The organism is Paenibacillus sp. FSL K6-0276 (assembly GCF_037977235.1).
GTDB lineage: Bacteria > Bacillota > Bacilli > Paenibacillales > Paenibacillaceae > Paenibacillus_AQ.
Genome location: NZ_CP150276.1, coordinates 5,028,520 through 5,046,773 on the forward strand (window position 1 = coordinate 5,028,520; position 18,254 = coordinate 5,046,773).

General features: G+C 42.2%; 16 protein-coding genes and 1 pseudogene. 2 read left to right on the forward strand and 15 right to left on the reverse strand.

What is annotated here, in order from left to right; all coding sequences use genetic code 11:
- Positions 1-584: 584 nt before the first annotated feature.
- The 10 genes and pseudogenes from MHH52_RS23760 to MHH52_RS23805 form a co-directional block, all read right to left on the reverse strand.
- Entirely contained in the window at positions 585-1,859 is a 1,275-nt protein-coding gene (locus MHH52_RS23760) for a Gfo/Idh/MocA family oxidoreductase (protein ID WP_313641706.1), read from the reverse strand.
- Between the two features lie 92 nt (positions 1,860-1,951).
- Positions 1,952-3,634, reverse strand: coding sequence for a response regulator (locus MHH52_RS23765; protein ID WP_340004755.1), 1,683 nt, complete (start codon positions 3,632-3,634; stop codon positions 1,952-1,954).
- Between the two features lie 13 nt (positions 3,635-3,647).
- Entirely contained in the window at positions 3,648-5,381 is a 1,734-nt protein-coding gene (locus MHH52_RS23770) for a histidine kinase (RefSeq protein WP_340004757.1), read from the reverse strand.
- Between the two features lie 40 nt (positions 5,382-5,421).
- Positions 5,422-6,306: a carbohydrate ABC transporter permease gene (locus MHH52_RS23775; RefSeq protein WP_313641709.1), complete on the reverse strand. Its 885-nt coding sequence runs from the start codon at positions 6,304-6,306 to the stop codon at positions 5,422-5,424.
- A 34-nt stretch (positions 6,307-6,340) separates the two neighbouring features.
- On the reverse strand, positions 6,341-7,246 hold the full coding sequence (locus MHH52_RS23780; protein WP_313641710.1) for an ABC transporter permease subunit: 906 nt from the start codon (positions 7,244-7,246) through the stop codon (positions 6,341-6,343).
- A gap of 89 nt (positions 7,247-7,335) precedes the next feature.
- Entirely contained in the window at positions 7,336-8,997 is a 1,662-nt protein-coding gene (locus MHH52_RS23785) for an extracellular solute-binding protein (protein ID WP_340004760.1), read from the reverse strand.
- Between the two features lie 216 nt (positions 8,998-9,213).
- Entirely contained in the window at positions 9,214-9,414 is a 201-nt protein-coding gene (locus MHH52_RS23790) for a hypothetical protein (RefSeq protein ID WP_313641712.1), read from the reverse strand.
- A gap of 222 nt (positions 9,415-9,636) precedes the next feature.
- Positions 9,637-9,888 (reverse strand): YhcH/YjgK/YiaL family protein, encoded by a 252-nt coding sequence (locus MHH52_RS23795; protein ID WP_340004762.1) that lies wholly within the window; start codon positions 9,886-9,888, stop codon positions 9,637-9,639.
- Positions 9,866-10,207 (reverse strand): hypothetical protein, encoded by a 342-nt coding sequence (locus MHH52_RS23800; RefSeq protein WP_340004764.1) that lies wholly within the window; start codon positions 10,205-10,207, stop codon positions 9,866-9,868. Before MHH52_RS23800 ends, MHH52_RS23795 begins: the two co-directional genes overlap by 23 nt.
- A gap of 4 nt (positions 10,208-10,211) precedes the next feature.
- Positions 10,212-10,622, reverse strand: a pseudogene (locus MHH52_RS23805) (dihydrodipicolinate synthase family protein); the annotation flags it as partial.
- A 102-nt stretch (positions 10,623-10,724) separates the two neighbouring features.
- On the opposite strand from MHH52_RS23805, the gene MHH52_RS23810 reads away from it, so the two are divergent.
- The gene (locus tag MHH52_RS23810) at positions 10,725-10,910 is read left to right on the forward strand and encodes a hypothetical protein (RefSeq protein WP_042130754.1); all 186 of its coding nucleotides are present in this window, start codon (positions 10,725-10,727) and stop codon (positions 10,908-10,910) included.
- A gap of 164 nt (positions 10,911-11,074) precedes the next feature.
- Here the strand turns inward: MHH52_RS23810 and MHH52_RS23815 are convergent, their stop codons facing one another.
- From MHH52_RS23815 to MHH52_RS23835, 5 genes are all read right to left on the reverse strand, one after another.
- The gene (locus MHH52_RS23815) at positions 11,075-12,004 is read right to left on the reverse strand and encodes a phosphotransferase (RefSeq protein ID WP_340009802.1); all 930 of its coding nucleotides are present in this window, start codon (positions 12,002-12,004) and stop codon (positions 11,075-11,077) included.
- A 250-nt stretch (positions 12,005-12,254) separates the two neighbouring features.
- The gene (locus MHH52_RS23820) at positions 12,255-14,132 is read right to left on the reverse strand and encodes an ABC transporter permease (RefSeq protein WP_340004766.1); all 1,878 of its coding nucleotides are present in this window, start codon (positions 14,130-14,132) and stop codon (positions 12,255-12,257) included.
- A complete protein-coding gene (locus MHH52_RS23825) occupies positions 14,107-14,877 on the reverse strand; it encodes an ABC transporter ATP-binding protein (RefSeq protein ID WP_340004767.1) in 771 nt (256 codons plus the stop codon). The genes MHH52_RS23820 and MHH52_RS23825 overlap by 26 nt, the downstream gene beginning before the upstream one ends.
- Positions 14,878-14,970: 93 nt before the next feature.
- Positions 14,971-15,984: a sensor histidine kinase gene (locus MHH52_RS23830; RefSeq protein ID WP_340004769.1), complete on the reverse strand. Its 1,014-nt coding sequence runs from the start codon at positions 15,982-15,984 to the stop codon at positions 14,971-14,973.
- A complete protein-coding gene (locus MHH52_RS23835; RefSeq protein ID WP_340004771.1) occupies positions 15,981-16,694 on the reverse strand; it encodes a response regulator transcription factor in 714 nt (237 codons plus the stop codon). Before MHH52_RS23835 ends, MHH52_RS23830 begins: the two co-directional genes overlap by 4 nt.
- Before the next feature lie 292 nt (positions 16,695-16,986).
- Between MHH52_RS23835 and MHH52_RS23840 the strand changes: the two genes are divergently transcribed.
- Positions 16,987-18,021: a helix-turn-helix domain-containing protein gene (locus MHH52_RS23840; protein WP_340004773.1), complete on the forward strand. Its 1,035-nt coding sequence runs from the start codon at positions 16,987-16,989 to the stop codon at positions 18,019-18,021.
- Positions 18,022-18,254: the final 233 nt, after the last annotated feature.

Here is an 18,254-nt window from a genome sequence, read left to right on the forward strand (position 1 = left end):
GATCATAAAGTCCAGGGGTCTGAATTCCATGTTGTGTTAAACACTTATTATGTAATTCAAATAAGTCACTTCCATAGGATTGTTCCTCGTTCAATACGATCAGTATCGTCAATTGTAATCAATTTCAATCTATTGATAGTATTAGTGCTATTGAACCGACAGTTCCGTTCCCGTCATATGATAGCCATCCTGATCATGCGTTATAACTCTTATGTAGTTACTTTTTGGGATCAATCACCCATACCGTGTCTTTGTCCATTTAAATGGTTGAAATTTGTTGCGGCGGTATCGGGTGGGCAGGAACCCCTTGAATATTAACCTGCTGATTGTTAAGTGAAGTTGTCAGGCTGTTTACCGCCCTACATATTAAAAGCGTGAACCATATCATGATCATCAACACAAATGATTTTTTGATGTAACATAGAAGCCCCTCCCCTAAGTTTGGCATTCATGTATTAAACGCCAGAATCATGAAAATGTTTCCATATTGACTCGATTTCTTGAATCAAATACATACCAAAAAACCTCCCTCTCCATGACGGCATCCCATCACTTCGAAAGAGGCTTCCTAGTATCATTTTATCTTATACAGACATTTCTCCTTTCTTCTGCAAGTCCGAAAGCTTGACAGCCTGACCTGCGTTCAATCTCGAATGTTCCGACGCGAATGCGATCAAATGACTCTGCAGGGATGCCGTCGCCGAGGTCAAGCCTTGCGATGGATTGCTGTCGAATTGACGCACATTCCGCAGGAATGAGCTTACCATACGGTCATCGCCGCCTCCATGACCATCGCCTTCCACATTGCAGCCAATCTCAACCTTCTCGCCCGATACATAGCGGTACAGCGTGAAGGATCCTTTGTCCATATCCCCGATGATCTCGCCTTGTGTTCCCATAATTTGAACCCGACGCGTGCCGCTCTGTGTCAGCCCTGACATGATGAACGATGCATTCGCTCCGTTCTCGAACTCCATGTTGACCACCTGGTGATCCACGACATTATTATCGCAGCGATACACGCAGCGACCCCACGGTCCTTCCTTCAGCGCCTTCAAGATCCCCTCTTGCGACAAATCATTCGTCATATAGCGTGCCCAAGGGTGTTCCAGGGGCTGAATATATATTTTCATCGCCGAGAAGGCGCATTCCTTCTCAACCTCACAGCCGTTGATACAGCGATCCGCGGAGCCTTCCGGAGCGTTCTCCGCTCTGAAATGCAGTAATGATCCGTACGAGCTCACGCTTGTACACGGTTGATTCATAAGCCATGAGATGAGATCCAGATCATGGCATGATTTGGCCAGGATCATGGGACTCGTCTCCTCCGAATTGCGCCAATTCCCGCGGACATAACTGTGTGTCATATGCAGGTAGCCCACATTTTCGGTTAATTGAATCGTACCTATCGTTCCGAGTTCACCGTCTTCGATGCATTTTTTGATCCCAGACCAGAACGGGGAATATCGCAGGACATGGGTTACGACGAGCAATCGCTTATACCGAAGCGAAGCTTGCTCCAATTCGATGCATTCTTCCATGGAAGGAGACATCGGCTTCTCTAGCATGACATGATAGCCTAGCTCCATCGCTTTCATCGCTGGTATATAATGCATCCGATCGAGCGTAGCAATTATCATCACGTCCGCAATTTGACCCTGATCGAATACTTTCTCCCAAGAATCGTAGACATGCTCTGGGGCAATTCTATGAATCTCTGCAAATCGATTTCTACGTTCATCATCCGGCTCAGCTACGGCAACAATCTTTAATTCATTCGGGAACTTCTCCGCGTAGGGCCCATAAATATATCTTCCTCGACTGCCAGCGCCAAGTAATACAGCTGTTAATGTTCTCAAGACTACTCCTCCTCTTGCGCACCTAGTGTACTTCCATTGTAAGGCGGTAGGAACGGAGGCAAAAGAGATCGTTACTGACATTTCATATACATTTATTGACCTTGATTCTGTAGATGGGTCCTTGCCATACGGAAATCTTGCGGCGTCGTTTCGTTCTGCTTCTTGAAGAAGCGAATAAATGCAAGCGCTGAGTTGTACCCCAGGGCAGCAGCAATTTCATTCACTTTCATCGATGTGTTGAGCAGCATATCTTTGGCGATCAGGTTACGATAGTCGTTCACATATTTAGATAACCCCATTCCAGTGATTTGCTTATAAAGTCGGGACAAATACGATGGATTCAAGCTCACGTAATCGGCCAGCGCATTTAAGGAAATATCAGTGGAAATATGTTCTTCAATATATCGATGTACCTTATTCACGACCTCTGTCGGCAATTGCGTACCCCGCAGCGCATTCCATTCGAAGAAGCAATCCGCCATTTGCGAGAAGTATTGAATCAGCTCCGACCATGATGCGGAATCTCCATAGCGATATAACTTATCCAGATCCATCAGCGTATTGATGTAATCCCGAATTTCCCGATTCTTATGGATATAGAACAGAAAAATAGCTGAAAGCGAATGATACAGTTCGATCTTCCGCTCATTCGGTGACTCCTCATCATTCCAAATGGACGTTAGTTCGGCATACAGCTTGTTGAATTGCTCCCGATGATTATTCTCGAGACAAGACATCAGCAATTGAACACGGGCGTGATAGAAGGCATCGTGGTAGTTCCCACTCAGATCACCGTTCACTTCTCTTTGAATGTCTTTATCGGTCAATATGACCTCATTAAATAATCCATGTCCTTGTACCAGGCCGTATTTGATCGAGTGAAACCGATCAGATATGTTATCCCATGTCGTTGCTTCACTTCCAAGAAGGAAAGAAACCGATAAACCCAGCAATCTCTTGCAATTTCCCTGCACAGTCTCCAGAATACCGCTCGTATACCGATGAGCTCTGATCCAATCCTGATCCCCGTATTCGATAGACGATCCATCCGGGATTTTCGGTTGAATCATCCAGACGATTTTGGATAACTCGAATACAACGGAATAGCATCTGACCTGCGTGGACAAATACTCATCGCAAATGTTCTGTACGGCGTAAGTCAATAACGCTTTATCCGGCGTCGTGAACATTTCTTTCCATGCGTCTACCCTGCCTATGAGCAAGTAAACCGGCAATGTCGCATCAAGCGGGATATCGATTTCTTTGAACGCCTGCTTTAATTGGCTATCCGATACATGCTTGCCTTGAAAGAGCTCCCACACATACTCTTTTTGCAGGGAGGGCAATGCCAGTCTCATTTTGGATTGCGCTCTAGCGATCATCTGTTCTTGGTTATTTTCTTCTTCAATTTTCTCAATCGCCCGTTCTACGGACTGAATAATTTTCTCATCACTTTCGACCTTCAGAATATAATCGAACCCACCGTACGTAATTGCGCTCCTTGCATAATGAAAATCATTGTATCCTGTTAAGAAAATAACTTTGCAGGCCGGCCACTGGGATTTGATTTCCCGAAGCAGCTCAATCCCTTCCAGTCCAGGCATCTTAATGTCTGAAATCACGATATCGATACGATGATGAGACAGTACCTCCAGTGCTTCTTCACCTGAATATGCCTTCATAACTTCGAGTTGCAAATGATCGGTCTCATCGAATAGCTCCAGAAGACCATCGACAATAATGGGAAGGTCATCGACGATTAGCAGTCGGTACATGCTGATTCCTCCTCTAGTTCGCGCTCAGATTGATTCTTACTTGAAGTCCACCAAGAGCAGAACGTGACACTGTAATGCCATATTCCTCACCGTACCGCAGCTGTATTCTGCGATGCACATTTATGATTCCGGTTGTTTCCTCCATCCGAGTGGTGGATTGACGCAGCCGCTTCTGAAGTTGTTCGATCTCCGCATCGGGGATGCTTCGGCCATTATCTTCGACATAGATGGAGAATACATCGCCCACCCGCTCACAATGAACCCATAGCTCACCCTGCTGAATCATATTGCCTAAGGCATGCTTATAAGCATTTTCGATGATCGGCTGCAGAATCAGCCTCGGCACGAAGAGATCGGGAACATCACCTTCGAACTTGACTTGAATACGGTCTCCGTAACATATGGTTTGCATGTCTACATACGTGCGAGAATGATTGACCTCCAGTCCCAGCGGAATGTCATCCTCGTCATTGCGAGTAATGAACTGAAAATATTGTCCGATGCATAGGCAGAATTGATAAGCCTTTTCCTTCTGATTCTCGGATTTAATTAACCGGCACAATACAAAAAAACAATTATATAAAAAATGAGGATTAATTTGCGATTGCAATCGTTTCAGTTCGGAACGCTGGTTCCTGATTTGCTGCTCGTAATTTTCCTCGATTAGTGTTTTCAAGGATCGGATCGTATTATTAAAAGCTTGGTACAAATACCCGAACTCATCGGCTCCGCGATCGATCACGATCGGTTCCAGCCTATTCTGCTGAACGCGCCGAAAGGAATGCACAAGTTTCATTAATGGCCGATAGATAAATCGTAATAGAAAGTAGGAGAAGAAAACGACAATACCCACAGCTAGCGCGCAAGCCCACCAGAACAATGTTCGATAGATCTCAAGGGAACCCAAGATCGTCTCTTCGGGAATGCACATAATCGAATAGGAATTCCAGAGACTAGAGTATTTATATACCGTAAGAAACCGCTTACCATTATACATAATCGTTTCGTATCCTTCGTCTTTTTGCAATTCCCGCTTATCCGCAGCGAAGGATTTCATTTGTTCCAGCAGTTCCGGATCCATGTCACTCTCGATCTCCCAACCACGTTCCAGATTGAGCAATACGCTCTGTCCACCACGCGAGCTGCCGATTTGAGATAACGTTTCTCTGATTTTGGTAGTCGATAATTCAACCGCTACGATATAAATCGGATTTTTAACGGTATTAATGGGGTATTGCATGGAAATAAATAATCGATCGTTCCAGTAAATGAAAGGTTCTTCGTATAATCTCTTATTTTGCTGCATAGAAGCATATTCCTGCTTATTCATCGAAGTTTCAAATTTATTGCTAAGAATCGTTCGGTCGATAAGGGGGATATACGCCCTTGCTTCTTGAATAAATGGACTTGAGTTCTTCATCAATTCAAGCCGTCTTTGGATATCTAATATTTTTTGCGCACGATCGTAATAACTCATGTAATTGCCTGTAGTTGCAATTTCCATCAAGTCTTTGTCCATCACATAGTTCGGCAAATAACGGCTGATCCGGTCTGCTTCCTTGTCGAGTGAATCCAGATAGAAGCGAGTCGTATTTAGAATAGACTCGGAAATTTCACTCCGAATATTGTCCGAACCCTTCTCATTAATCAACCAGGTAATCGCCATGAGCGGAAACAAGGCTGCCAGAAAGGCAGCCATTATTTTCTGGAATATAGAGGAATCTTTAATCAAGAATCGGATTTTCATCGTTTGTTCTCCTGCAATGTCTTAGTTTGAGTGCCCTATATTATTCTTTGACACTCCCCATCACAATTCCTTTAATGAAGAACCGCTGCAAGAACGGATACACGATTAGAATCGGAAATGCTGCTACGAAAATTTGAGCTGCTCTGCTCGTACGATCAGACAATTTGATCATTAATTCTGCCCTCTCAGGTTTAATAAAGCGGAAATCCATTTTGATAATGATCGTCTGCAGGAAGGTCTGCAGCGGATAATTCTCGGGATGATTCATGTAAATCATACCGTCAAACCAGCTATTCCAATGCCCCACCATGGTGAAAAGACCTGTCGTTGCCAATGCCGGCAACGATAGCGGCACATATATTTTCCATAAGGTAGTAAATTGACCCGCCCCATCGAGCAGCGAAGATTCCTCAAGTTCTTTGGGCAGACTGCGATAGAAATTCAGCAGCAGAATAACGTTGAACACCGTGACCGCTCCTGGCAGCACCAAAGCCCAGATTGTATCGAGCATCCCAAGGTTCTTCACGGTTAAATAGTTGGGAATAAGCCCGCCACTGAATAAAATCGTGAACACGAAGAACCATGAATAGAAGGTCCGCAGCCGAAATTGGCGAGAATCTTTGGATAATGGATAGGCCGTGATAATCGTCAGGAACATGCTGATTGTCGTTCCAATAAGGACCCGCTGAATCGATACCCAGAATGCGCGTAAATATTCAGGTTTTCCAAATACGTTAGCATAAGCAGCCGTTGTGAATTCAACTGGCCACAGGATGACTTTTCCGGCGGATGCTGCCTGCCCGGAGCTGAATGAGAGCGCCAAAATATGAATAATAGGCATAAGGCATAACAAAGATACGGATGCCAGAAAAATAAAATTACATATCAAAAGCAATTTTCTTCCGAATGATCTGTTAGTACGCACGATGTGTCTCCCTTCTGAATTACCGCCGATTGCATTAGAAAATGCGGTAATTCGCTACACGATAGGCTAAGATATAGGACATAGATACGAATATGAAAGAGATGACGGATTTCAGCAGTCCTACGGCCGTAGCGAAACCGAACTGTGCTTGCTCAATCCCCATACGATATACGAAGGTATCGATAATATCCGCGCTTTCATAGACCGGAGGACTGTATAGGTTGAAGATTTGATCAAATCCGGCATTCAGTACATTCCCTATACTAAGCGTAAACATGAGAACGATAATAGGAAGCATCCCCGGCAGCGTCACATGTAACGTCTGCTTAAAGCGTCCTGCGCCGTCGATCTCCGCTGCCTCGTACAGTGACGGATTAATACCGGTAAGCGCAGCCAGATAGACAATCGTACCAAATCCGAACTCTTTCCATACATCCGATATGACCATGACATAAGGGAACCATTTATTGTCTCCCAGAAAAAAAACAGGGTCGATACCAAACAAGCCAAGCACTTGATTGAGAATACCGGAAGATGGAGACAATACATCGATTAGAATACCGCTTAACAAGACCCATGATAGAAAATGCGGCAAGTACACGAGCGTCTGGAAGGTCCGTTTGACCCATTCTTTCCGCAGCTCATTCAGCAGTATCGCTATGGTGACCGGAACGATCATGCCTGCTACAATTTTCATCACCGCAATGTATACTGTATTGAAGAATATCCGGCCGATATCGGGGTAATCCATCAGTAACTGAAAGTTTTTAAGACCAATAAATGGTGAGCCGAACAACCCTTTATTCGGTACGTATTTCTGAAAGGCCATCATAATGCCGGCCATCGGGATATAACTGAAGATGAGGACCAATACGATCCCAGGAACCAACATCAAGTGAAGCGGCCACTCCCTCTTCCACATACGCGTTAATACATTCATGCCATCCACCTCGCTGTAGGACTAAAAATTAAGAACTAGGTTAAAGAAAAGAGGGGTCGTTTGTGTCCAACCCCTCGATTCTCCTGCTATCATTGTTTGTGAGTCGCGTACCATTCATTGACTTCTTTGGTCATTTCGTCGCCGCCAAGCTTTTTCCACTCTTCCACGAATTTATCGAATTCATCCACGGATACTTGATTCATCATAATCTTGAAGTATACTTCATCCCGCTTCTTCTTCAGGATTTCTTGTCGATCTGCCATGGTTGGAGTCGGTGCGCCGTAGAATTTGTTTTGTAGGTACTGTTTATTGTTCTGAATTTCAGGAACAAGTGAATATGCGCCTTTTGGACCTGAAATCAGATATTCCCACCACATGTTGATATCGGTACCGTCAACATACTTCATGGCACGCTCGTAACGAGTTTTATGATCTTTCGTCTCCAAAATGCTCTCGTCTTTATTCTCGATCGCTTTTGGCAATATTTCACCGTTATTATCCTTTTGTTTACCAACACGAAGCGGGCTTAGAAGCCAGTAGTTGTTGCCTTTCTCCTTCAGGTCTTTACCATACTCATACACTTTCTGTTCTGGCGTCGGATGATTATCCACGACAATCCAATGGTTCAGCAATTTAATAACGCCTTCCGGATGCTTCGCTTGCTTGGAGATAACATAATATTCGTCAACACCCAAACCTATCTGCGATAGTGCAGGTTTGCTATCTACCGATGGAATCGGGAATACGCCCCACTCTTGTACGACTTTACCATCCTTTACTGCGCCTTTAGCGAGCTGAGCCGGTACCCAAGACTGGCCGTATACGATACCTGCGTTGTTGTTATAGAGGAGCTCTGCTGCTTTCTCCACATCTTTAACGACGAACTCAGGATCAATTAATCCTTTCTTGAACATTTCCTGCAGCGCCTTAAGTGCGTCTTTCACTTGAGGCTGAATGTCACTGTTGACCAAATTGCCATTTCCGTCTTCCATCCAAAGATTTTCATAAGCATGGTAACTATTCAAGAATGCTATTAGTCCTGTAACAGCTGTGGACTGGTTAAATGGATCTTTGCTAATTGCAATTCCATGCGGTTTCCCAGTGCCGCCTGGATCTTTTGTTTTGAACGCTTCGGCGATCGTCAAGAGATCCGCCATCGTCTTCGGTTCCGGCAGGTTCAATTTCTTCAGCCAGTCTGTGCGTACATAGAGGAACTGATACTGGTACGGATTATAAGAACTTGGAATCCCCATGAGTTTACCGTCGAAAGTGGCGGTCTTCAGTTGCATTCCGCCATCCATCGACAAGAATTTCTTCGTCTCATCCGTCGCATTCTTGTCATATACGTCCGTGATATCCATAATCATATCCGCTTCGGTCAGCTCTTTCAGCTGTGTAGCATTAACCTTCATGAAGTCCGGAAGATCATTGGAGGCGATGGACATCTTCACTTTTTCCTTGAATTGAACGTCATCGGCGGACACCCATTTATTCGTGAGCTTCACGCCGATATCTTTCTCATACGCATCATAGACCGAGTTCTTCTCAAAGCTTTCGCCCTCATCGAATTTGAGATACTGATCGCTTGCCGAAACTGTTGAAACTTCAATCACTTCATTTTTTTGTTCCACAGGTGTCTCAGGCTGCTTCTCAGGCTGCTTCTCCCCTTCATTTGTGGTTTTGCCGCATGCCGTGATAGTTAAACTTAGGATCAATGCGACGATCAGAAGTATTCTACTTTTTTTCTTCATATTACCCCTCCACATTGTCTCAAAATAGGTCGTGCATCTGCTTCATTCAGCTTCTCTTCCTAGTTCTAGTATAGGAAAGGGAAAGACCCCCATCTATATACTACTCTTTACTTTCGTATACACCTCTTGACTACCGTCAGGCTTGTCCCTAGAACGCACAAGAGAGAGGGAGTCTCCCCTAGGTTAGGTTGACTCCTCCTTTGCTTCGTTGAAACGTTATCGTGTAATAACTCGAATATTCAGCTCCCACGATATTTGACAAGAGATGACGCGAGCTTCTTGCTTCATTTTCAATTCAAGGGCGCCATAACGCTCCCTGATCTTGGCCGCGATGATCGGTTGATCGACTTGCTCCATATGGGTAAAAACCGTCTGGTTCGAAGGAGCCCTCACAATAAACCGGATTTTCGCATCCATATTTCCCCCTCCTCCCACTATAAATTAATAAATACCCTTGTTTACTCACTCGTTCTTAGATTTTCAGCCATTGACAGGTCGACAGCTGGAAAAGTCATGTAAGGATAACATTATTTTCTGGCGGAGCCGGTGTCGGGAATAGAGATTGGAGGTAGTTATCCCCAAACCCATGGATCTTTTCTATGATCGCACATTGGATATCCACATCCTATTCTTGAGGGCTTACCCTCCCATGTCACACCGGATCTCTTCACCTTCGATCAGATAATGCACATCAATATAGGTCTCATGCTTTTCAGCAACCTGTTCCTCCAGCGACTTCACCTCAAGGGCCATAATCGAAGTATACATCTCATTACCACGGATCTCGATTCGCCCGAGATCAGGATCGTATCGTAATATTACTTTCAATTCCTCAATAGCCTCTACAATGACTGAATTCTCATATCTGCTATGCTCTTCCCAAGATGACAATCTGCCCCATAGGAGGCGGTGCGTTCACAAGCACTTCTGGAGCTTTCCCCGCTGGTCCTGCCCCGCTCCCTCTAGCTTTAAGAGCGAGTCTAACGATACCTTGTGCGATGTTATAAGAAGTTAGTGCTACCCCTTCAAATAATGGATCCTCACTGACACTGGTTCTACCGGGAAGCCCTTCTTCTATGACATGGTAAGCGTCGTCCAGTTCTGTATGCAGAAGCCCGGTCCAACGTATTTCATCATTAAACCTTTGGTCGGTCTCTGCGTCGTAGCCCCAAGTATTGGAATCGCCAAAGCATACGATCGTTCTCTTCATTGCATTAACCACAATATTTTTCGATCGCTTGATCAATCAATTTCATAATATCTGCGATTGGACCAGCATCTTCAGCTTCTACACCTTCAAGTGGTGCTCTTACACTACCAATGTTTACGACTCTTAATCTCAGAATCTCTTTGATTCCCGCGTACATTGCACCCTTGAGCGAACAAAGTGCGATGATGATATCGTTGATATCACTTTGAATTTGTCCTGCTTCCTCAAACTTGCCGGCTAGTACAAATTTATTAGCTTGCAAGAATAGCTCCGGCATAACAGCATAAGTACCGCCAATACCTGCATCAGCTCCCATGATTCTTCCCGCTACATACTGTTCATCCAGTCCATTAAATACCACTACATCTTTTCCACCAACTCTTTTGAATCTTTCAATATCCATAGTTGGCATAGAAGAATTCTTAACATCTTTTAAAACAAATTTCTATGTTATAATGAAAACGTAATCAAATGAATGCAAAATACATTGTTTCTTCGCCAAAGGAGGCTGGAGGAAATGCTAGCAGGTCTTAAAGAACTTAAAAATTGGGTAACGGAAAATTGGAATCCAACGATGAATTCAGGTAATGAGGATTATCAAAAAATGGAATATTCCGTGCAACGTCATTTGCACACTCCGCGATCCCCAAAACCACTTACCTATGAAGAAGAGGCTCGTATCAAGACAGTTAAATTCCATTAATCTCACCACATTTAGATACAGATTGACCTTATAATAGAATCTTGTCCTAAGGCCGCAGATCCGGAAGTCATTCCAGTAGAGCGGTCTTTTATTATGCCTTGAGATTATGTAACGAAAAAAACCTTCCCCACCCTAAGGGTGATGAAGGCTAATGGGTTATTTCTTCATTTTTCGATAAACCTAAGCGCACGCTCAGATTGATAATCAGCTAGTCCTTTTGCGAATTGTTGATCGGGGAATCCTCTATGCATTAGCTTTAAACCCGCTGAAGTTAATGATATATGGTGGTGAAATTGATAAAATAACAGCCTATCAGGATCAAGCGTATCGTTTTTAAGATACCGATAGAAATCCCCGAATCGCATCTCCAAAAAACTATGCTCATGCTCAATATCAAAGAACATTGCCCCTTCGATATCGATCAGAAATGGCTCCAGTTTATCATTAACCAAAACATGGTCAGGACCCAGTTCCCCGTGAATAAACCCATACTGCTTTCTAGGTTTAATTTTTGATTCAAGCTCATACAACTTATCGAGCAGTTTACTTTGATTAGACCCGATCTTCTCCATATGTTGAGAGGCATAAGCTAGCTGAACTTTCGCATTTTCCATTTGTAATAAATGACATTGTGCTGCGCTGATCTCGTTAGAATTGGCTTTCCCAAAGATATGTCTTTCGTTGGTATGCATCGTAGTAATCATATCCCCCAAACGCTGAAATACTTTATCTTGGACACGTAAATCAGAATGATGAAAATAGGTTTCTGCCTTACGTCCATCTATATATTCAACTAGAGCATAATCAAAGGGGTAACGATCTCTTTCCTTATTCAGATCATAAAGTGCAGGGGTCTGAATTCCATGTTGTATTAAATACTTGTTGTTTAATGCAAATAAGTCACTTCCATAGGACTGTTCATTTATATCTTCATTCGCTTTTTCTTCTTCAAAAAAATTCATGGAAAGATCCCACACATACAAAACACAGGAAAATCCATTACTACAATCGATCTTGTAGACCACCTTTTGTGCGCCACCATGCATTCGCGAAACACAAGCAACTAAATAACTGGTTCCAAAAACCCGTCCAATATAATCCTGTAAGTCAGCCTCATCGAGATGACAAGTAACGTCCATTAACAACACTCCATTTATTAAGTTTTGCCGGCTTCACAATAGTAAATAAAATCCAGCCAAAAGTATAGACTTTTTGTTTGTGATCAATTATGATGTTGAATAAGGTCTTGAAAAAAATAAGCATACAAAAAGCCTTTGGATTTTATTCCAAAAGGCTTTTTTTGATGAACATTGTTGCGAACCGGGATAGTTTATATGGACCTGATTAAGTCTCTTCCAATAGACTTCTCAAATAGCGAGAACGAAGAAGCAGGAAGTAGATGGACCACGCTACTAAAAAGAAAATCAAAATAATCGATGCATAACTGCTTATGGAAACAGATATTAGTCTCTGTAGTGTTTGCAGTGCAAATACTGAATGAAGTGCTGCGAGCAAGATCGGGATAAAGAAAAGGATCGCCAACTGTACCGTGATAATCTTCTTCACCTCGCGGATAGTCATACCTATTTTCCGCAGGTTACGGTACTTCACTTTTTCCTCCTGAACATCCGTATAAAAGCGGAAGTAAATAAAGCTTCCAGCTGCTATAAAAAACACAATGCTGATAAACGACCCCACAAAGAGAATTAATTTGTAAGTTAATTGATCCGTCTGATACCAGTCCGGTGATGAACGATACTTAAACGCGTTCCCATCGGTTTTAATTTGGGCACGAATTTTTTCAGCTGCTGTCGATGCCTCCGTCCAATCCGGAACTGAATAACCATAATATACCCCTTTGTTTAATACAGAATCCTGTTTCTCGAAATCCGAATCATTCAATACATACAAATTTCCAAACAAACCCTCTGGAAATATGTTGTCTTGGACAACACCGATAAGCCGAAGTATATTGCTTCCCAAATGTACTTTTCCATTCTCCTGGATTGTTAAACGGGAATTAGCTTTGTTCGTCCAGATAGAAACTTCAATCGCTTCTCCAGATTTTAACTGCAACGGTTCTCGGTTCAACAATTCAGCAAGGCGATTGTATCCTTGAGTGGATATTGCTGCAGTCTTCTGTCTTGAATCGCTATCGAACTCCAGAAACGGTACTGAGATTGTCCTATACGACAGCCCTTCTTCATCTAATTTTGAAGAAATGAGAGAAAGATTATTCTCACGCTGAACGTCTGAGGAATAGGAGGAATAATTAAACGGTATCGGGTAGCTGTTCGCATATTCCTCGTCTACCGTCTGATAAACGGCAAAAGAAGCTGCCATTGTCGTGAATGATACCGTGCAGGTAATCGTGACAACAAACAATAATCGAGCGTTATCTTTCATACGATAAACCAAGTCTGAAATCCAAAGCAAGTTCGTTTTTCTAAAAAATAATGTTGGAAGGGATGTCAATCGCATTAAGGTAAATACACTAAGCTGCGAATAAAACAGGTAGGTTCCTGCTGAAACCAGTGTGCCGATTACGCCCAAGTGAAAAGGGAACGCCATTTGTAATACTACAATTATATAACCTGCCGCAATCAATATTAATCCTGCTATTGAGAGCCGTATTGATGCTTTAGGTGGTTCTTTCGGTTTTCGATTCCCTTTCAGGAGTTCAATGATCTCCTTGGATCTCACTGCAAACGGAGCGAGCTTAGAGATCAAGACGAATATGATTAGAAAGCAGGTAATTGTCACAAGAATTGCTTTCACTGGCATGTAAAATTCGAGTTCTGGAACTTCCAGAATCACCGAAGCAAACATTAAAAAATATTTCGATAAAAAAAGTCCCGTGGCGATTCCCGTCACCATTGCTGCAAGTCCAATGATGATATTCTCCAATGAAATCAGTCGATTCAATTGCTTACGTGTAACACCTAATATCGTCAGCAAACCAAATTCTGCTAATCGCATCTTCAAAAAAGTTCCCACTGAGTAAAGGATAAACAGCAAAGAAAATATGGATATCGCAACTTCTCCTGCAGACAGAACAAGATGAACGGTTCCAGATGTGAAACTCTCTCCGATCATAGGATGAAACAGGTTCACAGCAAATAGGAAAAAGACCAATATGGAAAAGGTGCTGCTGAGAAAATAAGCTAAGTATGCTTTATAATTTCTTTGCACGTTTTTAATTGCGAATTGTCGAAACTTCACGAGAGTCGCCTCCCATAAAGGACAACACATCCATAATGTTGCCATAGAAGTCGTTCTGATGTTCCCCACGATAAATCTCGTTATATACAGAACCATCTCGAATGAAAATAATTCGGTCGCAATAACTTGCAGCTGTTGGGTCGTGGGTAACCATTAACATCGTTGCTCCAATTTCACGATTAATATTGCGAAACAACTCCATTACATCACGAGATGATTTGGTGTCCAAGTTTCCAGTTGGTTCATCCGCAAGTAGTAGTGCCGGTTCATGAATTATGGCTCTTGCAATGGCAGCACGTTGGGCTTGTCCTCCAGATATTTCATAAGTACGCTTGTCGAGAATGTCAGTAATACCTAGAATAGGAGCAATGGAGTTTAACCGTTCATTCATTTTCCTTACAGCTACTCCGTCCAGAGCTAATGGTAGGAAAATATTTTCCCGTACTGTCAACGTATGCAATAAATTGAAGTCCTGAAACACAAATCCTAGTTCGCGGCGTCGAAACACAGCCAATTGCTCCGATGGCAGTTGATGTGGTTCTTTTCCATTGATGACAACCTCTCCAGTGGTCGGATGGTCAATTGTCGAGATGACATTCAACAGCGTTGTCTTTCCACTCCCCGATGGACCCATAACCCCAACAAATTGACCTTTCGGTACGATAAAATTGACATGTCTCAATGCCTGATAAGAAACTTTCCCATCATATATTTTTGAAACCTTACTGATTTCCAGCATATTCATGTATGATTTCGCTCCTTTCTTTCCTTACTCTTAGGTTATAAGAAAGGAAGGGATGTCGCTATCGTTCTAAATAACATCAACATTACATATCTGTCACCTTGTTAACTCAGAATGAGAGGGTAATGAAAAACGAATCTGGACCTCCGTTCCCACTCCTAAAGCTGATTGGATCGAAACTCTGTGGCCCAATTCATCACAAATTTTTCGAACGAGATATAAACCGATGCCCGTGGATTCACCAAATTCGCGTCCGTTGGCACCAGTAAAATACAGGTCAAATACTCTAGGAAGGTCTTGAGGGGAGATGCCCACACCTTCATCTTTCACGGTCAACGTAATATACTCTCCCTGTCGATCTGCAAATATCTTTATGTGTCGGTTGCCACCATCCGAATAACGGATAGCATTGGTAAGCAACTGCGTCAGTACAAACTTCAACCATTTGCGATCCGATAGTACGGTGGCATCCCCATGTACATCGGCTGAGGGGAATAAATGATGGTGAATAAAGTGGCTCTTTAAGTCGTTAATGACTTCATACACCAATGGCTCTATTGATACGGTTTGAATATAGAAATCCTGTCGGAAAGAGGACATTCTTGACAGTGTCAGAATCATATTCAACTGGTATTCCATACGGACGATTTCAACTTGCATTTCCTCCGACCCATCCGAGTCCTCACGATCCTGAACAATCAGGTGCAAAGCGGAAAGCGGTGTTTTCAGCAAATGGACAAAACGGTTCATAAAATCAATCTGCTCCTGTTTTTCCTGTATGGATCTTTCTTTTTCGCTCTGCATTAACTGATATTGCCTTGCAAGTCCTTCCTTGAAAGTATGAAGCAACGGTGAAGTAACGTCCATTTGCAAGAAAGTCTTTGCATCTTTCAAATCGGGAATATTGCTTAGCCATTTATAGCCGCTGCGTCCAACCACATAACGAAATGTAAGATAGATGATCAGCATAAATAGACTCACTAAAAAGAGATACACTATATTGCCTTCAACAACATTTACATCCAACCAGTGAAAAGTCGAATATAAAAATATAAACTGCATGATATGAAGTACGATATAGGGAATATTCTCCTTAACAAATAATTTCATTCTTTGTCCACCTCGTTCCAAGATACGTTCAGACGGTAGCCTAAGCCCTTGACGGTCTCGATGGCATTATCTATCCCGAGTTCTTCGAACTTCTTGCGTAACCGAGCTACATTGACATTCAACGTATTCTCGTTGATGAATTCTTTTTCGTCCCACATCCGTTCAAATATTTTCTCCCGCTTTACCGTACGTGGATATTTGTTAATGAGCAGGTCGAGTAGATCAGCTTCTTTTTTCATAAGCGATAATCTCTGCTGTCCGTAATGTAGTTCTGGACGTTCTGGAAAAAATGTCACTCCATAAAAACGAACTTCTCGTTCTGTATCCGTAGCTCCGATTGATAATTCCCCATACGAACGGCGGATTTGACTTTTCACTTTGGCAACGATGACATCATAGTAAAAAGGTTTGGTTACAAAGTCATCTCCGCCATACTCAATTGCCATCACCTGATCCAATTCTCCTGTTCGAGCAGAAATAAAAATAATTGGACAAGATGAAATTTTCCGTATTTGTTTGCACCAATAATATCCGTCAAATTTAGGTAGGTTCACATCCAGCAACACAAGATGAGGCATGATTTGTTCAAAGGCTTGATCTATGGCATCAAACTGATGTGTCACAATGGGTTCATATCCGTATTTATCCAAATGATTGGATAAAAGCTCGGCGATTCGCTGGTCATCTTCTACAATGAGAATCCGGTACATACATCCTCCCTCTACATACTTGGGTCATTTTTTTAATCCATACAAATTTCAGGTTTTGAACTTCCAGTATAGATGAAAAGGAGAAGTTTTTGTGAAAATTCGGAAAACATACAATGTAAGACATGAGCAATAAATATTTGTATAAGATAGATTATGTTTGTTTCAAGTACATACAGACTACTAATGTAACTGATAGTTAATTCGGTTAACCAAACGGTCATTGAGGATATTTCATACTAAAAGTTATAATTCATTTGACTAGTCGAAATGATACAAATTGGAGGTTATCCAAATGAATGTTGAGATAGGGAAAAAAATAAAAACACTACGTTTACAAAAAGGAATGACTCAGGAAGAACTTGCAGCAAAACTGAATATGTCATCCCAAGCAATATCCAAATGGGAAAATAATGTAACCATGCCTGATATTCAAATTCTTCCTGATTTATCGGTGATTTTTGGTGTTACAATTGATGAATTATTTGCATTAACCGATGATACACATTTAGAACGAATTGGAAATATGATTAGTACTGAACATTTTATATCCGAAGACGATTTTAACTATGCTGAACAATTTTTAAAAGAAAAACTAAATGATGATCAAAAAAAATCCCAATGTCTCACCTTGCTAGCTCAGTTACACATTCATCGTTCAGATGAGCACCGTGAATTGGCTTCCCATTATGCCAAGGATGCACTGCTACTAGCTCCGGACAGCAAAAGTAATCATAATGCTTTGCGGGATGCAGAGAATGGAATCATTTTTGACTGGAACTTTTCAAATCACCATAAACTCATTGAGTATTATAAGAATTTCGTGCCTAATCACCCGGATTACTGGCAGGCTTATGTATGGCTTATGAACTACTTAATCGCAGACGGCAGATGTATTGAAGCAAAAGAAATTCTGGAACAATTGAACCAACTCCATCCTGGTCATTTATATCAAAAATATGGAGGGCTGATATGCAAGGAAGAAGGCAACATTTCTCAAGCGCTGGCTCTCTGGGAGCAAATGACTGATTTGTATCCTGATGATTGGCTTGCGTGGTCCTCCAGAGGAGACTGTATGGCTAAACTTTGCAGGTACGACGAAGCCATAGAATACTATTCCAAAGGTTACGAACTACAGCCAAGTCCAAAATATACAGATGCATTTGAAGCCATTTCTCATATATATATAATAAAAGGGGAATATGATAAGTCTATTGAAAAGCTTCAAGAAATAATTGCGCTATTGGAAAGGGACTGGAAAATCGCAGAGGGTAAGACCGTTGATTTCTATAAAGGAGAAATAGAAAATTTAAAGATAATGCTGACATAATATTCTAAAATACACCAAATAATTTTTCTGCTCTAAACACACAATAGAAACAATAAATAAAATGACTTACACCCTTTGGTAGAAGCCATTTTATTTGCCGGAGAAGATAGCATGAACGACTGACCCCTTCCGTCTAAACAGCGGAAGGGGCTTTTGCTTTCCGCGTACAAAATCCCCCTCCAGATCTCAATCATTCCATGACCTCAAAATGCTTGCAGGATCCCTTTTACGCC